This window comes from Thiomicrorhabdus indica, assembly GCF_004293625.1.
GTDB lineage: Bacteria > Pseudomonadota > Gammaproteobacteria > Thiomicrospirales > Thiomicrospiraceae > Thiomicrorhabdus > Thiomicrorhabdus indica.
Genome location: NZ_CP033040.1, coordinates 2,470,475 through 2,486,274, shown reverse-complemented (window position 1 = coordinate 2,486,274; position 15,800 = coordinate 2,470,475). Strand labels below are relative to the sequence as shown.

Sequence of the window (15,800 nt, the reverse complement as noted above, 5' to 3'; positions counted from 1 at the left end):
TTTAGCAGAGAATTAATACAGTTACATATCACGGTTCTTTACGCTACACCGACCGAAATTTCTCCCATGTAGCGTTCGCGTTTTTTCGCTTTGATTTTGTCGAGTTCAACAAAAATAAAGGCATCAATGCAATCGGAAAAGTCAGGGTCGATATTAAAATCAATAAAACGGCAACCTTTGTCTTCACACAATTCTGAATACTGCTTAAATAAAGTGGGTACTTTTACGCCTTGCAAGTTGAGTAGGGCATTCAGCTTTTTGTAACTTTCTTTGTAATCCTGAATAAATTCTGCATCTGCAATTTCATGTGTGTTCGCTGATATATCGAATGGACGTGTTGCTTTGACCAAAGATTGGTAGTCACCAAATTGTTTTAAATAAAAGCTGGCAATCATCTCTTTTGCCATGACGGGATAAGCGTTGCTTAGAGTGACAGGACCGAATAAATAGTGAATTTCTGGGTGTTGTTTTAGATAAGCGCCAATACCGTACCATAAATAGTCCAAGCTGCGTTTGCCCCAATATTTGGGTTGCACAAAGCTGCGACCGAGTTCAATGGAGTTTGGAAGATATTTTAGGAGCTCTTCTTGAAACTCAAACAGTGTTGCACTGTAGAACGGTAAGGCTTGATTGGAAGAAAGACTACCGGCCGGTAAAGATTCTTCGGTGGAGATAGGTGGGGTATGTTGTTGTAAAATTTTTGCACAGTTACCTAAACGATAAGCACCAACGATTTCCCAATCCTGTGCATCCCAAAGCACTAAATGTTGATAGAACACATCAAATGCGTCTAAATCTAAGCGCTTTCCAGTACCTTCTTCCACACTGCGAAATGTGAATTCGCGCAGACGGCCAATTTCTTGCATGACCGGCGATTGGGCATCATAGTCAAATAGATAAATCATTTTCCCATCTGAAGTTTCACCAAGCTTTTGACCCAGTTGAATGGCATTCTTTAGGGCTTTTCGCTCGACAGGGTGTGCAATGGTTTCAAGTGTTGCAATAAAGGGTTTTTTGGCCAGTTTTTTCGGTTTGGCTAAACGATAGAGATATTTTCGAAATTGGTTCGCTAGGGTTTTGCCCTTCGTTGGCCAAGTAGCAATCGCACTTTGTGGAATTGGCTTGCCAATATGAAACTCGATTTGCTGGGCTTTTTTATTAAACATCTCTTGCACCAGCATTAAGGTGCCAAGCGGTTTGTATAGCATGGAAAGGGCATAAAACATCTGAGAGTTTTTCGCATCAATCAGGATGGGTAAAATCGGTGCATTGGATTTTTCAGCAAGTTTTAAGAACCCTGCTTTCCATTTGCCATCACGAACGCCATTTGGGCGGATTCGTGAAACTTCACCGGCTGGGAAAATAATCACGGCTTCTTCAGACTGCAAGGCACTAAGCATTGCCTTAAGTTGGCTTTTATAGCCTTTCTCTCCCATATTGTCGACCGACAAAAATACTTCTTGCAAAGGGGTAATCTTGGACAGTAAATCATTGGCAACGATTTTGACATCAGGGCGTACTGAGCGAACGAGTTTTAATAATGCCAGTCCATCAAGTGAGCCAATCGGGTGGTTTGCTACGATAATTACTCGGCCTTCTGCTGGAATGGATTGCAATTGCTTGTAATTGACCTGATAACTGAAATCAAAATGTTCGAGAACTTGGTCTAAAAACGCAAAGCCATTCAGATGTTGATGTGTGAGCATAAATTCGTTAATTTCATTTTCATGCATGAGCGATTTAAGCAGCTTGATGAGTAGCGGGTAAATTGGCTTGTTTTTTAGGTTAGGCCACTTTTCATCAATTGCATTTTGAATATGAATCATTTTTCACGCTCTGGTTTTTGACTTATTATTTCTAGCGATTATCAATAATTCGTTGAAAACTTAGGTGAAAGAAGCATGAAACTCTTTTGACACCCAAGTGACAAAATCTGAGGTCGAGCTTGCAGGCAATAATAGATGTAAGGATGAGGGGCGTTTGATTTCAGTAAATAAAATTGGTGGTGTATTTTAATCTGAGTTTTGTGGTGCAGCTGTGAGTGTTTAAGACTTACTGTTTGTAAGTTCTTCACTTGGAGTTAAAAAGCCACGAAGGGATTCACATAATTTAGGAATATTGATAGGCTTGGCAATAAAATCATCCATATCGGCTTTGAAGAAACGTTCTCGGTCCAAGTCGCTGGCGTTTGCGGTGACGGCAATGACAGGCGTTCGTTTCAGAAACTTTTGCGCTTCAATCTGCCGAATTTGTTCGGTTGCTCCAGTTCCGCTCAAGCGAGGCATATTCTCATCCATTAAAATGGCATCGTAGTGGTTGTTCTCAAAATATTCGACAGCTTCAATACCGTCATTAGCAATATCAAATGTTAAGCCTAATTTACCGATCAGACTTTTCATAAGTAGTTGATTAGTAAGATTGTCTTCTACGATGAGAACGTGGCCTGATATTTTTGAATTTGGAAGTGGTTTTTTCTCTGGTTCTGGTGCATCAGAAGTTGCGTTGGCCTGAACATCAAAGGTAAAAGTGCTACCTTGACCGATTTGGCTCTGGAGAGAGAAGTGGCCGCCAAGTAAGCGAGTTAGGTGATGACAAATTGTTAACCCTAGACCCAAGCCACCGTATTGGCGAGTAGAACTTGAATCAGCTTGCGTGAAAGCATCAAAAATCTTTTTTTGTTGGTCGTTAGAAATCCCTATTCCTTGGTCTACTACGTGTGTGACGAGCATTTGGGTGCTTGGGATATACTCCAATTCGATTCGTACTTTGGTATTTTGGTGAGAAAATTTTAGGGCATTTGACAGCAAATTATTGAGAATCTGCTTCCAATGTGCAACATCCAATTCTAAATTTGATGGGATAGAAGTGTTTTTGTGCACCAACACCTCAATAGATTTTTGTTCGTATTGTTTACGGTGTTTATCCAGTACAGATTTGATGACTTCAGTAATATCACACGTTTGCTGCTGTGTTTGGATTTGATGGTTTTCAATTCTGCTTAAGTCAAGAATATCATTAATAATGCTCAACAAATGATGACCTGATTCATCAACGACTTCATGAAAATACAATTTTTGTGGATCAGTTTCTTTTTGTTTGAGGATATTGGTAAAGCCAAGAATGGCATTCAAAGGTGTTCGTAGTTCATGTGAAATCGTAGCCAGAAAATTCGATTTTACGGTGACTGCTTCTTCTGCGACGTTTTTGGCAATGGTCAGTTCGGTAATTAATTGGTTATTTTCAAAGTTTGTCGTGAGCGTTTCGAGAATTAATTGATGTTGTTGCAATCCGGTTTTAATAATAAATGCCATGAATAACAGTAACATAATGGCAAACGCTAGACTCTGTTCGCCATGAGAGAAAAAGAGCTGGAATTCTAAAGGAATTAGAATTAAGGCGATAAAGGTGAATAAGAGTTCTTTAATAGAAGAAAGTGATGAGAGACTTCCCGCAGCAATTCCTGCGATAGAGACCATCAAAACGGTTTGCCCTATGGGATGTTCTGAAAAGAAAGCAACGCTGGCAAAACCCCACAGGCCAGCAGTCAACAGAATGAGCAAATAATGTTTTGAAGACGAATCAATCAGGTATTGGTGCGCCTTGTGTTGTGTCTGGAAAGCGGTTTGTGTTTCTATATCCACATCGTGTTCAGATTTGAGATCACTAAACTTGGATTGTAAATGTTCGCTGTGTAACCAGCGTGTGACGGAAACACCAATCATTGCTGCTAGCCAAGTGTAGAGCCAAATATTAACGGACTGGTTGGTATAGTGTGTGTAGAAGAGCGCAAAAACAAGGCCAACAAAAATATTTCCGAAAGCACTTTGAACTGCGTTGTGTAACACTATCTGAATTTGACTGGATTTAATTTCCGTCTCAAGTTGAGCGAGTTTTTCAAGTTCTGAGTTAAAGTGCGTCACAATCTATCTCGGGTTTAAAAGCTTAAGACAAAATATCACACAATTTTTGTTGGTGTAAAACTTAATTTAGAGAAATTCACTGGAATCAAGAGTGGTGTTTAGGTTCGAAATCGCTTAAACAGGTTCGGCGCCGCTGAACGGTGGAGTTTTTAAGTTGATACCGAATCGAGTTAGAATTTTCGACAGCTACTGACTTAAAACGCAGTAAATTGAGTCGCTAAGGTTAATAGTATGCTTTTACGATTGTCGTAATAAGCTCTTTGAAATTAATAAGTTAAATGATTATGAATCGAAAAAAAAACCGGCAGAATACTCGCAACAGCAAACAGGTTTCTCAATCGAAAAGTAAACGGTCGACTAAAAATGTTTTGGGTGTTCACTCATCTCAGGGACAGGTAAGGGTGATTGGTGGCGATTGGCGCGGCCGGAAATTGCCAGTACTGGTGTCTGAAGGCTTGCGTCCGACATCAGATCGTGTACGAGAAACGATTTTCAACTGGTTTCAATTCGATGTCCCCGGCGCACGCTGTTTAGATTTGTTTGCAGGCACGGGGGCTTTGGGACTCGAAGCTTTATCAAGAGGAGCTGCTTTTGTGCAGTTTGTGGAGTTTTCACCGAAGGTTGCCAGCCAGCTAGAGCAAAATTTACACACTTTAAATGTGTCTGGTGAACGAGTAAATATGCTCCAAGCTGATGCGCTTGATTGGCTTGAGCAGCCGATAGCTAAAGCATTTGATCTGGTTTTTTTAGATCCTCCATTTCATAAAGATTTTTTGCCCTCAATTTTGCAAAAACTGTTTGAAAATGGCTATGTGGATTCGAAGAGTATTTTGTATTTAGAACAAGAAAAATCTCAAGAGTTACCTAGTTTACCGGCCGGTTGGGAAATTCAAAAAGAGAAAACCACCTCGCAAGTGCGCTATGGATATTTTGTTTGTAAAGCGAGTGATTAGTTTTTTACCGGCCGGTGACAATTTGTCATTGTTTTTCAAAAGAAGAGAAGATTAAGTAGGAGAAAAAATGTCGATTACTGCGGTTTACCCAGGAACTTTTGACCCGATTACGTGTGGGCATTTTGATTTGATTGAACGTGCTGCGCGGTTCTACGATAAATTAATTATTGCAGTGGCAAATAATCGTAATAAAACTTCTTTGTTTTCTCTGGAAGAGAGAGTAGCATTAGCTAGTACTGTCGTGGCACATATGCCGAATGTGGTTGTGGTCGGCTTTGATGGCTTGTTGGTAGATTTTGTACGTGAAGTGAAGGGCAACGTGTTGTTGCGTGGTTTGCGTGCGGTCTCGGATTTTGAGTATGAGTTTCAACTAGCGTCGATGAATCGCAAACTGGCGCCTGAAGTGGAAACCATGTTTATGACACCGGCCGAACAGTATTCGTTTATTTCGTCCTCTTTAGTTCGAGAAATTTCGGCTTTGGGGGGGGATATTTCAGAGTTTGTCCATCCACAAGTTTCCAAAGCACTGTTAAGCAAGCACGCCAGCGAATAATTTACCGGCCGGTAAATAAACAGGGTTTTTAAATAGTTATAAACTTTTGATTTTTTAAGTGTGATAGAAAATTGCTATTACTGTCTTGTAAAAGTTCAATTAGACGATAGTTGGCTATTTGGTTATTCTATGCATTACTTAATTAATTCAATGACTAGCGAGCTTAGTCACAATTGAAGTTTGATTTATCCCATCATCTTTCTTAGGAGAAAATAAATGGAAGTTACGACAAACACAGGTCTACCACAATTAAATGCACCAGCTCCAGCGTTCGACGCAGTGACTACTCACGGTCGTAAAACACTAGAAGATTACAAAGGGAAGTGGTTAGTGCTTTTCTCTCACCCAGCGGATTTCACTCCAGTTTGTACAACTGAATTCATTGGTTTCCAAAACCGTAAAGCGGATTTTGATGCAATGAATTGTGAACTTTTAGGTCTTTCAATTGATTCTCACCACTCTCACATTGCTTGGGAACTAAACATTAAGCAAAACTTCGGTGTTGAAATCGAATTCCCAATTATTGCTGACCTTGATATGAAAGTTGCAACAGCATACGGTATGGTTCACCCTGGTGCAGCAGATACTTCAGCCGTTCGTGCAACGTTCATTATTGACCCAGAAGGTATTCTACGTGCAATGGTTTACTACCCAATGTCAAACGGTCGTCAAATTGATGAGTTTGTTCGTTTGGTAGAAGCGATGCAAACTTCTGATGCGAATGCTTGTGCAACGCCTGAAAACTGGCGCAAAGGTGACAAGGTCATCGTTCCTCCAGCTGCGACGGCTGAAGAAGCCAAAGCTCGTATGGAATCTGGCGAGTATGAGTGTAAAGACTTCTACTTCTGCACAAAATCTCTGTAATTAGCGATTTGGATGCTTTAGAAAAGTTATCACAAATGGATTTGTGAGCAGATTAAAAACCACAGTCTTCAATAAGGCTGTGGTTTTTTTGTATAGACAAACTCTACTCGTGTAGGCTGCAAAAGACTTTTTTCTGCGAGACGTTGTTCATTTACTGAGAGTAAACTCCGCTACGTTTCTCGACAAAAATCTTTTTCGCTGTGTCTTAGCGAGTTTTCAAGTTAGAAAGGTTGGAGTATTTATGAAATTACGTTCTTTATTTTTAGGCGTCGCACTGGGTTTGAGTGCTTTTGCGGTACAAGCACAAATACAAACTTTACCTGCGACTCAGTTTCAAGACGCCAATGAGCAAACGATTGAGCTAACCCCACAAACCAAATGGGTGCTGTTATCCAGTGAAAAAGCGGCTGGTAAAGCGGTAAAAGAATCGCTTGAAGCCTTGGAAATTACCGATGTAGAAGCCGTTGGTGGACTTTACATTGCCGATGTCTCCGCTATGCCTGGATTCATTACCAAATTATTCGCGATTCCGAAAATGCAAGATTACAGCTTCCGCATGGCGGTCGTGAATGATGAAACACAGTTGCAAGGTTGGCCGAAAAAAGAAGACCATGTGACTGCAATGAAACTGAATAACTTATATGTTGAATCGGTTGAGTATTTTGATAATGCTGAAGCTTTGCAAGCATGGATAAAGGCTCAGAAATAACTGGATTCCACTTGCCAGAGTTCCAATGACATTAAAATATGTTACCGGCCGGTAGCATATTTTAATTATCTAGATGTCATGAGTGCTTTTAATCAATGCATTGGGTTTGCCAATATGGTAGCCCTGATGGTAATCAATTCCCAATTTCGTTAACTCATCTTGAATGGCTTCATTTTCAACAAATTCGGCAATAGTTTTTAGCTGTAAAGTTTTTGCCATTTTTATAATAGATTGAATGAGTTGATGGTAGTGTGTGTCATGCAAACAAGGTGTGACAATGGTTCCATCCAGTTTTAAAAAACTGAAATAAGGGGCTAGCTGAATAATATTTTGGAAGTTGGCGTAACCAGAACCAAAATCATCAATGGCAAGTTGGAAGCCAAGATTGTGAAGCGTCTTAGCGATTTGTAGTATTTCTTGAAGGTCTCCTAAATCTTCTGATTCCACAACTTCAAGTACCAATTGTTGGATCACTTGTTTATTGGTTGCTTCTGCAATTAAGGTATTCATCACCTCTGGATGTTTGATATCAATAGCAGAGAGGTTGATTGAGATATTTACGGACTTTGGCAAACGTGACAGAGTTTCAATCGTCTTACAAATCAACTGTTGACTGAGTTGTGGATAATATTGAGTCGCTTTTGCGAATGCCATAAATTCTGATGGCATTAGCAGTTTCCCTTGATCGTCACGAAGACGCATTAATGCTTCAAATTTATAAACCTCTCCGGTTTGTGCGTTTTGCATCGGCTGATAATGCACTTCTACAGAACTATCTTTTACCGCTAAACGGATTTGCTGTAGCAACCATATGTTTTTCTGGTCATTTTGTTCGGTTAATAATGAGTTGTTATCTGGTGGTAGAAATGCATATTGCATTTTTCGTGCGTCAAAAAGCGATCGTTCAGCATCTAGCAGAGTATCTAGTGGGGTGTTGTGTTTATGATCAAAATGCGCAATGCCCATGGAGAGTGTAATATCGAGCTCAGTATGCTTTGAGGCAAGTAGAGGCTTTGACTCTAGAATCATTTTTATTGAGTTGAGCGTTTCACTGACATCTACTTCTGTTTTTGATTCAAATAATAATACAAACTGCTCACTGCCTATGTGGTAGCTATGACAATGGTTTGGGGCACAGTAATTGTTCAAATGCATCGCAAAACATTTTATTAGTTCGTCGATCTTGCTGTAGCCGTAAACTTTGGTGAGTTCAAAAAAGTGATCAATTGAGATCAAAATGATATCGGCTTGCTGATGGTGTTGAAGGTCTTCAAGCAAACTGTTTTTATTAGGTAGTTGTGTCAGTTGATCGACATGTGCAAACTGGTCTAATTTTTCGATGACCGTTTGTTGTGAACGAGTAAGGCGGTAAGCGACGGGCAGAGTGAGCAATAAGGCTAAAACCAGACTAATCGCAACCGCTTCGTAAGACTGAAGACTGAAATTGCTTGCATTTGAGTACTTAGCCTTTAATAGCAAATAGTATTGATCTTGTTGATTATCGTTGATATGAAAGGCTTGGGAATAGATTGCATTGTCAAAGTATTGTTGGCTTTTAAGAATTTGATTGGCGATATCCTCTTCGAATACATCGGTCACATTGAGAGGGTGGTTAGGACTCTTGCTCAAAGAATGCAGGTTCTCTGGGTGAAGAATAAACGTACCTTTATTATTCATTAAATAAATATGATAAAGCGTCGTCTTTGAAAACAAGTTTAAGAAGTCTTTTAGACAGACATCAATGATTAAAATGCCTTTTAATTTTTGTTGTGAGTAGACCGGCATGCCGTACCGAGTCATTGGAGGTTTGGATGCTTTTCCTTTCGTAGGGGCTTGCGAGTTCTCTATTTTATAGATACCAATTTCGCCTGAGGGTAATTTGATGAACTCTTGAAAAAAAGGTTGGTCTGCAAGGTTCCTCATTTCTGACTTAGGAATAGAATAGGAGTGGTTGAGTAATTTGGGTGTGTATCGAGTTGCAGGCCCAACGACTGAGATTTGCTCGTTGCCTGATGCATCAATAAAGCTAATTCGGGAGACACAATTTAATGATTTCTGTATTGATAAAAATGTTTCGGTTACAGCCGCTTTATCTGTTCCCTTAACAATGTAGTTTTGGAATAGAGAATTAGATTCAATGCTTTTTAAAGTCGGCTTAAAACCGTTAAAAAAACGGTAGATGGTTTCTAACCGTTCTGAGGCTTTGCTTTCGAAGTGTAGTTGTGAAATGTTAAATACATTATTTTGTTGTTTAAAGTTTTGAGTAATAAAGAGTAAAACTACGAAAAGCGCGCTATAGATGAGCATGATTAGCGCAGCAGATTGCATAAAACTTTTTGTCGAAAGGTGAGTCATGACTGTTTATTCGTAAGTTGTGTGCTTAAAAAGTCAGAACCATGAATTTCGACTGGCAAGCTCCCACTCTATTTAGAGTAGGTTATGCACCATTTTTCTGGTTTATCAATTGAAACTCGTAATCTATAAACTTTTTAATCACATCAGGATTTAGTGGTTTATCAAGTAACACAATGTCATCAGGCAATTGATTTCGATCAATACTTTGAATCGGTTCAGCCGTTATTGCTATCAGTGTCGCTTGCTCTAAATTTTTGAAACGGCGTAAAGCGTGTATTGCTTCATAGCCATTCATATAAGGCATATTGATGTCGACAAAAATAATCGACAGCGATTTTTCTCCGGCCTTAATCAACCCTTCGTATCCATTGAATGCTTGAGTCAAGTGCATAGGAATCCCAAAGTTTTTTTCATAGCTGATAAACAGCTGTTGGATGACGGGATCGTCATCAATCACCATTACTGATACCGCTTTTTTCTGCGCAGAGCTCAGTTTGGCGTTTTTGGAAGAGAGATGTTCTTCGACACCATGTTTTTCTTCCAACGTTTTCTTAATCGAATCCAAACGAATTCGACGGTGCCCCCCCGGCGTTTTCCAAGTTTCGAGTTCACCACTATCCGCAAGGCGTTTAACAATGGTTTTCGAAACCCCAAGAATTTCACAAGCTTTTTGAGTGCTGACGTACTCGTTTTGATGAGTAGGGTTCATGAGAAACTCGCTTCAAAGTAATTTGATGAGATTCTAGCAGACTCAAAGGAAGTCTTTCTTAAAATTAAATCGTTTTGTTCGATTTATAAGTATTTAATCTATTTTTGAGCGAATTATAAAGGTTTTTCTGGATGTATCAAGCGTTTTATTCGTTTTGTTCGTTTAATATTTAGGTTTATTGAATTGAGATGGCGTTCTTCAATTTAGAGAAAGGCTTTACAATGGCAAGTATTGGAAAAGCAATCGTTTAAGGAAGAGTTATGCAGTGGCAGGAAATAATAAAAGTTGCAACCCAGATGCGTCATTGGTTTCATCAGCACCCTGAGTTGACTTGGCAAGAAGAAAATACCGCAGAGCGTATTCGTCAGGTCTTAACCGACTGGGGTATTGAATGGCGAGCTTGTGCAACGTTTGGAACAGTTGGTGTCATTGCGCCCAATATGAAACAAGAAGGTGGGAAGAATATTGCGCTTCGTGCAGATATGGATGCGCTTCCAATTGAGGAAACATCAGAGGTAGAGTTCGCTTCCACTGTTGAAGGGAAAATGCATGCATGCGGCCATGACGGACATATGGCCGCTTTGCTTGGTACAGCATTATGGCTTAAACAGAATGAATCACAGCTTACAAACTCCGTTACGCTTCTTTTTCAACCGGCAGAAGAAGGTGGCCATGGTGCCTTGAAAATGATTGAAGACGGTGCTTTGGAGGGAGTCGATGAAGTTTACGGCTGGCACAATTGGCCAGCAATGGAATTTGGTACTGCGGTTTGTCCCGATGGCGCGGTCATGTCGGGTAACGGTGCTTTTGAAATTCAACTTGAGGGAATTGGAGGTCATGCTTCACAGCCTGAAACCTGCCGTGATCCACTGCTGGCAGGTGCAGCGATTAGTTTGAATTTGCAACAGATTGTTAGTCGACGAATGCCGCCGCAAGCTGCGACAGTGGTGAGTGTTACTCAGTTTGAAACAGACAGCTCAGCGTCCAATGTTACGCCTCAAACAGCCCGTTTGGCTGGAAGCTTACGATTTTCAGAGCCCCAATGGTATGAGCCTTTAACGCAATTAATTGAACAAATCGCAGAAGATACAGCCAAAACCTATGGTGTGCATGCACAGGTTAAAATTAAGCCTTACTATCCAGCGACGATTAATCACGCTTTACCGGCCGGTCATTTTCGGAAAGTGTTACAAAATGAATTGGGCGAAGGTTTCTCAAATGTCGATATGGCAGTACCGATTATGGCCTCTGAGGATTTCAGTTATTATCTGCGTGAAAGACCGGGGGCTTTTGCTTTAATTGGCATGGCTGATTCAGAAGCCCAAGCCTATCAATATGCTTGTCATCATCCCAATTATCAGTTTAATGATCACCTTCTGGAGTTGGTAATGCGAAGTTTTTGCCAAATTGTGGGTGTTGATGTTCCGAAAAAGGCTTGAAAGCAATACAAAGCCTCTCTATAATCTCGTTGTGTATCTTATGGAATAACGCTTGTGAATGATTCTCCTGAACATTTAGTCCAATCTTTTTTACTGGGTTCCAAACAGACGCGCTCAGGACAGCGTCGTTTAGAGTTGCTCAAAAAAGTTGATTCTTTGGGTTCACTGTCCAAAGCGGCTAAAGCCTGTGGAATGACTTATAAGGGAGCATGGCAAGCGGTTGAGGCTATGAATGAAGCTGCCGGTGTAAAGTTAGTCAATGCCTCAAAAGGTGGTGCTGGCGGTGGGGGAATGTTGTTGACGGATGCCGGCAAGCAGTTAATGAATGCTTACATTTTATTTCAAGACCAAATGCAACATTGGATGCGTCATTTGGAAGAACTCTCTCCGGGAGTGTTATCTCAATTAGATGTCATGAGGAAGATTTCAATGAAAACCAGTGCTCGTAATTTATTTCATGGCACCGTGAAAAGCATACAGGCCGGTTCAGTTAATTGTGAAGTGGTGTTATCCGTCGGTAAGTCGACTGAAGTGGTTGCACAAATAACCCCTTCAAGTTTGGAGCGTTTAAATTTAGAAGCAGGTTCTGATGTTTATGCGTTGATTAAAGCGAGTTGGGTGTTGCTAGCTGAAGAAATGGAAGGTTGTAAAACGTCTGCACGCAATCAATTTTGCGGAGAGATCGTTCAGCTAGATGCCGGTGCTGTGAATAGTGATGTGACGATTGCTTTAGAAGGCGGAAATAAAATTTCTGCTATTGTGACGAATGGTTCTGTGGAAGCGATGGGCTTGAAAAAAGGCGGCCGAGCCTGTGCTCTGGTTAAGGCCTCGCATGTACTGTTAGCGGTGGCTGATTAATTGATGAAAATAAGCTCCTTTTCAAGAATGAGAAGGCGCGTGTTAAAGAATTATGCAAAGCATAACTAACTTGACCGGCCGGTAAAGTCCGGTTTTTTTATAGTTATCGATATATACCAATTTACATATTACTATATATTTATTTAGGAGAGAGTGATGAAAAAGATATTCAGTAGCGCGTTCGCAATGTGGTTAGGAGTTGCCATTTCGGGAGTAGCTTTGGCAGAAACCGCGACTATAGCGGTGGCTGCGAACTTTACCAAAACGATTGAGCAGATTGGCGAGAAGTTTGAACAGGAAACTGGTCACACAGTAAAGTTTTCGTTTGGGCCGACCGGAAAGCTCTATGCACAAATCAAAAATGGCGCGCCTTTTGATGCATTTTTTGGCGCGGATGAACGTCGGCCTTTGAAAACCATTGAAGACGGTTTGGGGATTGAAGCCAGTTATTTTGTCTATGCGCAAGGACAGATTGCTCTTTACAGTGCGAAATACTCAGTTGCCGAACAACCGACTGAAGTTTTGAAAAAAGCTGAGTTTAACCACTTGGCTATTGCTAACCCGAAGACTGCTCCTTACGGCGAAAGAGCGCAAGCTTATTTGAAATCTAAAGGGTTGTATGATGCGGTGAAGAGCAAAATCGTCAATGGCGAGAGTATTGCTCATGCGTTCCAGTATGTAGCAACTGGCAATGCACCGATTGGCTTCATTGCTCTTTCGCAAATTGTTGACCCACAAAGTCCTATTTACCAAAAAGGCCAGTACTGGGTGGTGCCGCAAGCAGATTACAAGCCAATTAAACAAGGTGCTCTGGTGTTAAAACGTGGTGAGAAGAATACCGCTGTTAAAGCGTTTATGGAATATATTCGTTCTTCTGAAGCGCTAGAGATTATTCACGCATACGGCTATAGTACCCCCTAATTCCAACCATAGTTATTCCCCCTGAATAAAGTTTTTGTCCAAAATTTTTGGCAAAGTCTTTATTCTTTTCTCGGCGATCAGCCGAGTTTTTTGTAGGTAAACAGATGATAGAAATTTTTGGTGTAGAAGTCAGCTTACAACCAATTTGGTTGACGCTTGAAGTGGCGGCTTGGACGACGGCGATATTACTATTAATCGGAACGCCACTGGCTTGGTGGATGGCGCGAATGCAACACTCGTCGAAAATTGTCTTGGAGGCTTTGGTTGCATTGCCCTTGGTATTGCCGCCGACAGTACTCGGGTTTTATCTGCTCATTATTTTAAATCCTAATGGCCATGTCACTGAGTTTTTACGGTTTTTTGGGTTTGAAGGGCAGTTGACCTTTACCAAAGAGGGGTTAATTGTTGGTTCGGTGTTTTATTCACTGCCTTTTGCAGTGCAGCCATTAATGCATGCTTTTGAAGCGGTACCACAGAAATTGCTCGATGCCGCGGCGACAATGCGAGCCAATGTCATTGATCGGTTTTTTACGATTGTGATTCCGCTCTCGCAACGAGGTTTTTTGGTTGCCGCAACATTAACGTTTGCTCACACTGTTGGTGAGTTTGGCGTGGTGTTGATGCTTGGAGGAAATATTCCTGGTGAGACAAGAATGGTTTCCATTGATATTTTTGACCACGTCGAATCGTTGGAATACGATCAAGCGCATGTGCTTTCAGCGATTATGTTGATTTTCTCTTTGGTCGTGCTGATGTTAGTTTATGGTATTAATCGACGTTTTGGAGTGAAGATTGGATGACTAGGCTAAAGGGTAATCTTCAGCTGATACTAGGGAATTTTGAACTAAATTCAGGTGAGTTTGAGTTACCGCTGGAAGGCGTGACAGTGTTATTTGGCCGGTCGGGGTCTGGAAAATCGACTTTGCTAAGAGCGATTAGTGGATTAGATAAAAAAACAACCGGTCAGTTAACGTTTGGTAATGTCATTTGGCAGGATGGCTCCAAAGCCGTGCCAACGCAAAAGCGTAATATTGGGTTTGTATTTCAGGATGCGGCATTATTTCCACATATGACGGTAAAGCAAAACCTTATGTATTCGGTCAAACGATTGCCTAAGTCTGTTTCTCCTGCTGACTTTGATGAAATTGTAACGCGTGTTGGCATTGCCGATAAATTAGAACGCGGTGTAAATTTTCTCTCTGGTGGAGAAAAGCAGCGTGTGGCAATTGCTCGTGCCTTGCTGACACGTCCTGACCTGCTGTGCATGGATGAGCCTCTCTCTGCATTGGATTGGCGTTCTAAGGCACAGATGCTGACGCTGATTGAAGACATTGTGTCGGCTTATCAAATTCCAGTTTTGTATATTACCCATGCTCCGGCGGAAGTAGAACGTTTGGCAACGAACATTGTGTTTATGGCGAAGGGTCAAATTGAGCGTGTTGAAAGCCTACAAAAAGCACTTTCTCGCGTTGATTCACCTTTGTTTGATGATGAAGGTGCGGTGTCAGTGTTGCAAGGGAAGCCTATGCCGATTGAGCAAGGTTTGCGCCCTGTTCAAATGGGTAATAATACGTTGTGGCTGTCGGATTTAGGTGGCTTGAATAAGTCGATGGTGCGTGTGCGAGTTTTGGCGAGAGACGTTTCCTTAGCGCTTTCCGATCCTGAACAGCTCAGTATTATTAATCATTTGCCTGCTATGGTCATTGAACTATTGCCGCAAGAAAATCACCGTGTACTGGTACGACTTGAATTACAGGATGGTCAGAAGTTGTTTGCGGAGATAACCGAGCACTCCGCAAGTCGATTGGGTATTGTGGAAGGATTGACTTTATTCGCTTTAATTAAGTCGGTGGTCCTCGCAGAATAGAGGTGTTTGTTGAATCTCTGATTCATTAACTAAAAAGTTTTTCTAGGGAGCTCGATTCACGGTTTCTAGAAAGTATGGAATCTGTACTTCTTTGCCATCCGCCATTTTCAGCATTAATGTAATTTGCCACTCCATTTTTTCAGCGGTACAAAACGCAAGCATTGAGGTTCCGACCCAGTGGTTGGGTTTGGAAGATTTAAGAGGTACTCGGTTATATCCCATGTACATATTAATTCCAGAAATGTCTAGCTGGACAGAGGTCGGGTTGAGTCCGTTTAAGGCAACTTCAATTCCTAAAGGTCGAGCGATGGGAATAGGGTGCGGGGAGACTTTAAGTGTGGCTTCTGCCCCTTCATACTTTGCAGTACAGCTTTCTTTATGTAAGTCGCAAGTTTTATCCATGGGCCAAAGGGTTGCTTGGTGATTGCTTTGCTGGCTGCAACCTTGCAAGCTTGCAAGTAGAGCCAATAAAACAAGCGTCGCAATAACCCACAAGAGTAATTTCTTTTTGTGGCGACGGTTAGCAGGGCTGGTAAATTGACTTGGCATAACAAAGCCTCGACGAAGTTTTAAAGATTTCATCATAGTTCTCTACGAAATAGTACGCAAGTTACAGTGAAAGTTTTGTCAAGATATTGCCAAAATCCCGACA

14 protein-coding genes are annotated in these 15,800 nt (G+C 41.2%); 9 read left to right on the top strand and 5 right to left on the bottom strand.

All coding sequences use genetic code 11. The features are described 5' to 3' along the window. Positions 1-38: 38 nt before the first annotated feature. A complete protein-coding gene (gene olsF, locus D9T12_RS10885) occupies positions 39-1,826 on the bottom strand; it encodes a bifunctional ornithine lipid synthase OlsF (protein ID WP_130538199.1) in 1,788 nt (595 codons plus the stop codon). A 219-nt stretch (positions 1,827-2,045) separates the two neighbouring features. Beyond that, complete coding sequence (locus D9T12_RS10880) at positions 2,046-3,920, bottom strand: ATP-binding protein (RefSeq protein ID WP_130538198.1); 1,875 nt, start codon at positions 3,918-3,920, stop codon at positions 2,046-2,048. A gap of 284 nt (positions 3,921-4,204) precedes the next feature. On the opposite strand from D9T12_RS10880, the gene rsmD reads away from it, so the two are divergent. The 4 genes from rsmD to D9T12_RS10860 all read left to right on the top strand — a co-directional run bounded on the left by rsmD (position 4,205) and on the right by D9T12_RS10860 (position 6,999). Further along, positions 4,205-4,873, top strand: a complete 669-nt coding sequence (gene rsmD / locus D9T12_RS10875; protein WP_130538197.1) for a 16S rRNA (guanine(966)-N(2))-methyltransferase RsmD — start codon at positions 4,205-4,207, stop codon at positions 4,871-4,873. A gap of 67 nt (positions 4,874-4,940) precedes the next feature. Next, positions 4,941-5,426, top strand: a complete 486-nt coding sequence (coaD, locus tag D9T12_RS10870; protein ID WP_130538196.1) for a pantetheine-phosphate adenylyltransferase — start codon at positions 4,941-4,943, stop codon at positions 5,424-5,426. Positions 5,427-5,642: 216 nt separating this feature from the next. Further along, positions 5,643-6,290, top strand: coding sequence for a peroxiredoxin (locus D9T12_RS10865; protein ID WP_130538195.1), 648 nt, complete (start codon positions 5,643-5,645; stop codon positions 6,288-6,290). Positions 6,291-6,531: 241 nt separating this feature from the next. Then, entirely contained in the window at positions 6,532-6,999 is a 468-nt protein-coding gene (locus D9T12_RS10860; RefSeq protein WP_130538194.1) for a hypothetical protein, read from the top strand. Positions 7,000-7,068: 69 nt separating this feature from the next. Here the strand turns inward: D9T12_RS10860 and D9T12_RS10855 are convergent, their stop codons facing one another. Together D9T12_RS10855 and D9T12_RS10850 are read right to left on the bottom strand one after the other, a co-directional pair. Then, on the bottom strand, positions 7,069-9,327 hold the full coding sequence (locus D9T12_RS10855; protein ID WP_165395100.1) for an EAL domain-containing protein: 2,259 nt from the start codon (positions 9,325-9,327) through the stop codon (positions 7,069-7,071). A gap of 109 nt (positions 9,328-9,436) precedes the next feature. Continuing rightward, positions 9,437-10,063 carry a response regulator gene (locus D9T12_RS10850; protein ID WP_130538192.1) on the bottom strand — a complete coding sequence of 209 codons (627 nt, stop codon included), beginning with the start codon at positions 10,061-10,063 and terminating at the stop codon, positions 9,437-9,439. Between the two features lie 260 nt (positions 10,064-10,323). Between D9T12_RS10850 and doeB2 the strand changes: the two genes are divergently transcribed. From doeB2 to modC, 5 genes are all read left to right on the top strand, one after another. Continuing rightward, a complete protein-coding gene (gene doeB2, locus D9T12_RS10845) occupies positions 10,324-11,502 on the top strand; it encodes a N(2)-acetyl-L-2,4-diaminobutanoate deacetylase DoeB2 (RefSeq protein ID WP_130538191.1) in 1,179 nt (392 codons plus the stop codon). A gap of 54 nt (positions 11,503-11,556) precedes the next feature. Continuing rightward, positions 11,557-12,360: a TOBE domain-containing protein gene (locus tag D9T12_RS10840; protein ID WP_130538190.1), complete on the top strand. Its 804-nt coding sequence runs from the start codon at positions 11,557-11,559 to the stop codon at positions 12,358-12,360. Positions 12,361-12,516: 156 nt separating this feature from the next. Next, positions 12,517-13,281: a molybdate ABC transporter substrate-binding protein gene (modA, locus tag D9T12_RS10835; protein WP_130538189.1), complete on the top strand. Its 765-nt coding sequence runs from the start codon at positions 12,517-12,519 to the stop codon at positions 13,279-13,281. Positions 13,282-13,385: 104 nt separating this feature from the next. Then, complete coding sequence (gene modB / locus D9T12_RS10830; RefSeq protein WP_130538188.1) at positions 13,386-14,081, top strand: molybdate ABC transporter permease subunit; 696 nt, start codon at positions 13,386-13,388, stop codon at positions 14,079-14,081. Continuing rightward, positions 14,078-15,148, top strand: a complete 1,071-nt coding sequence (modC, locus tag D9T12_RS10825) for a molybdenum ABC transporter ATP-binding protein (protein ID WP_130538187.1) — start codon at positions 14,078-14,080, stop codon at positions 15,146-15,148. Before modB ends, modC begins: the two co-directional genes overlap by 4 nt. 42 nt (positions 15,149-15,190) lie before the next feature. Here the strand turns inward: modC and D9T12_RS10820 are convergent, their stop codons facing one another. Beyond that, complete coding sequence (locus D9T12_RS10820) at positions 15,191-15,733, bottom strand: hypothetical protein (protein WP_130538186.1); 543 nt, start codon at positions 15,731-15,733, stop codon at positions 15,191-15,193. Positions 15,734-15,800: the final 67 nt, after the last annotated feature.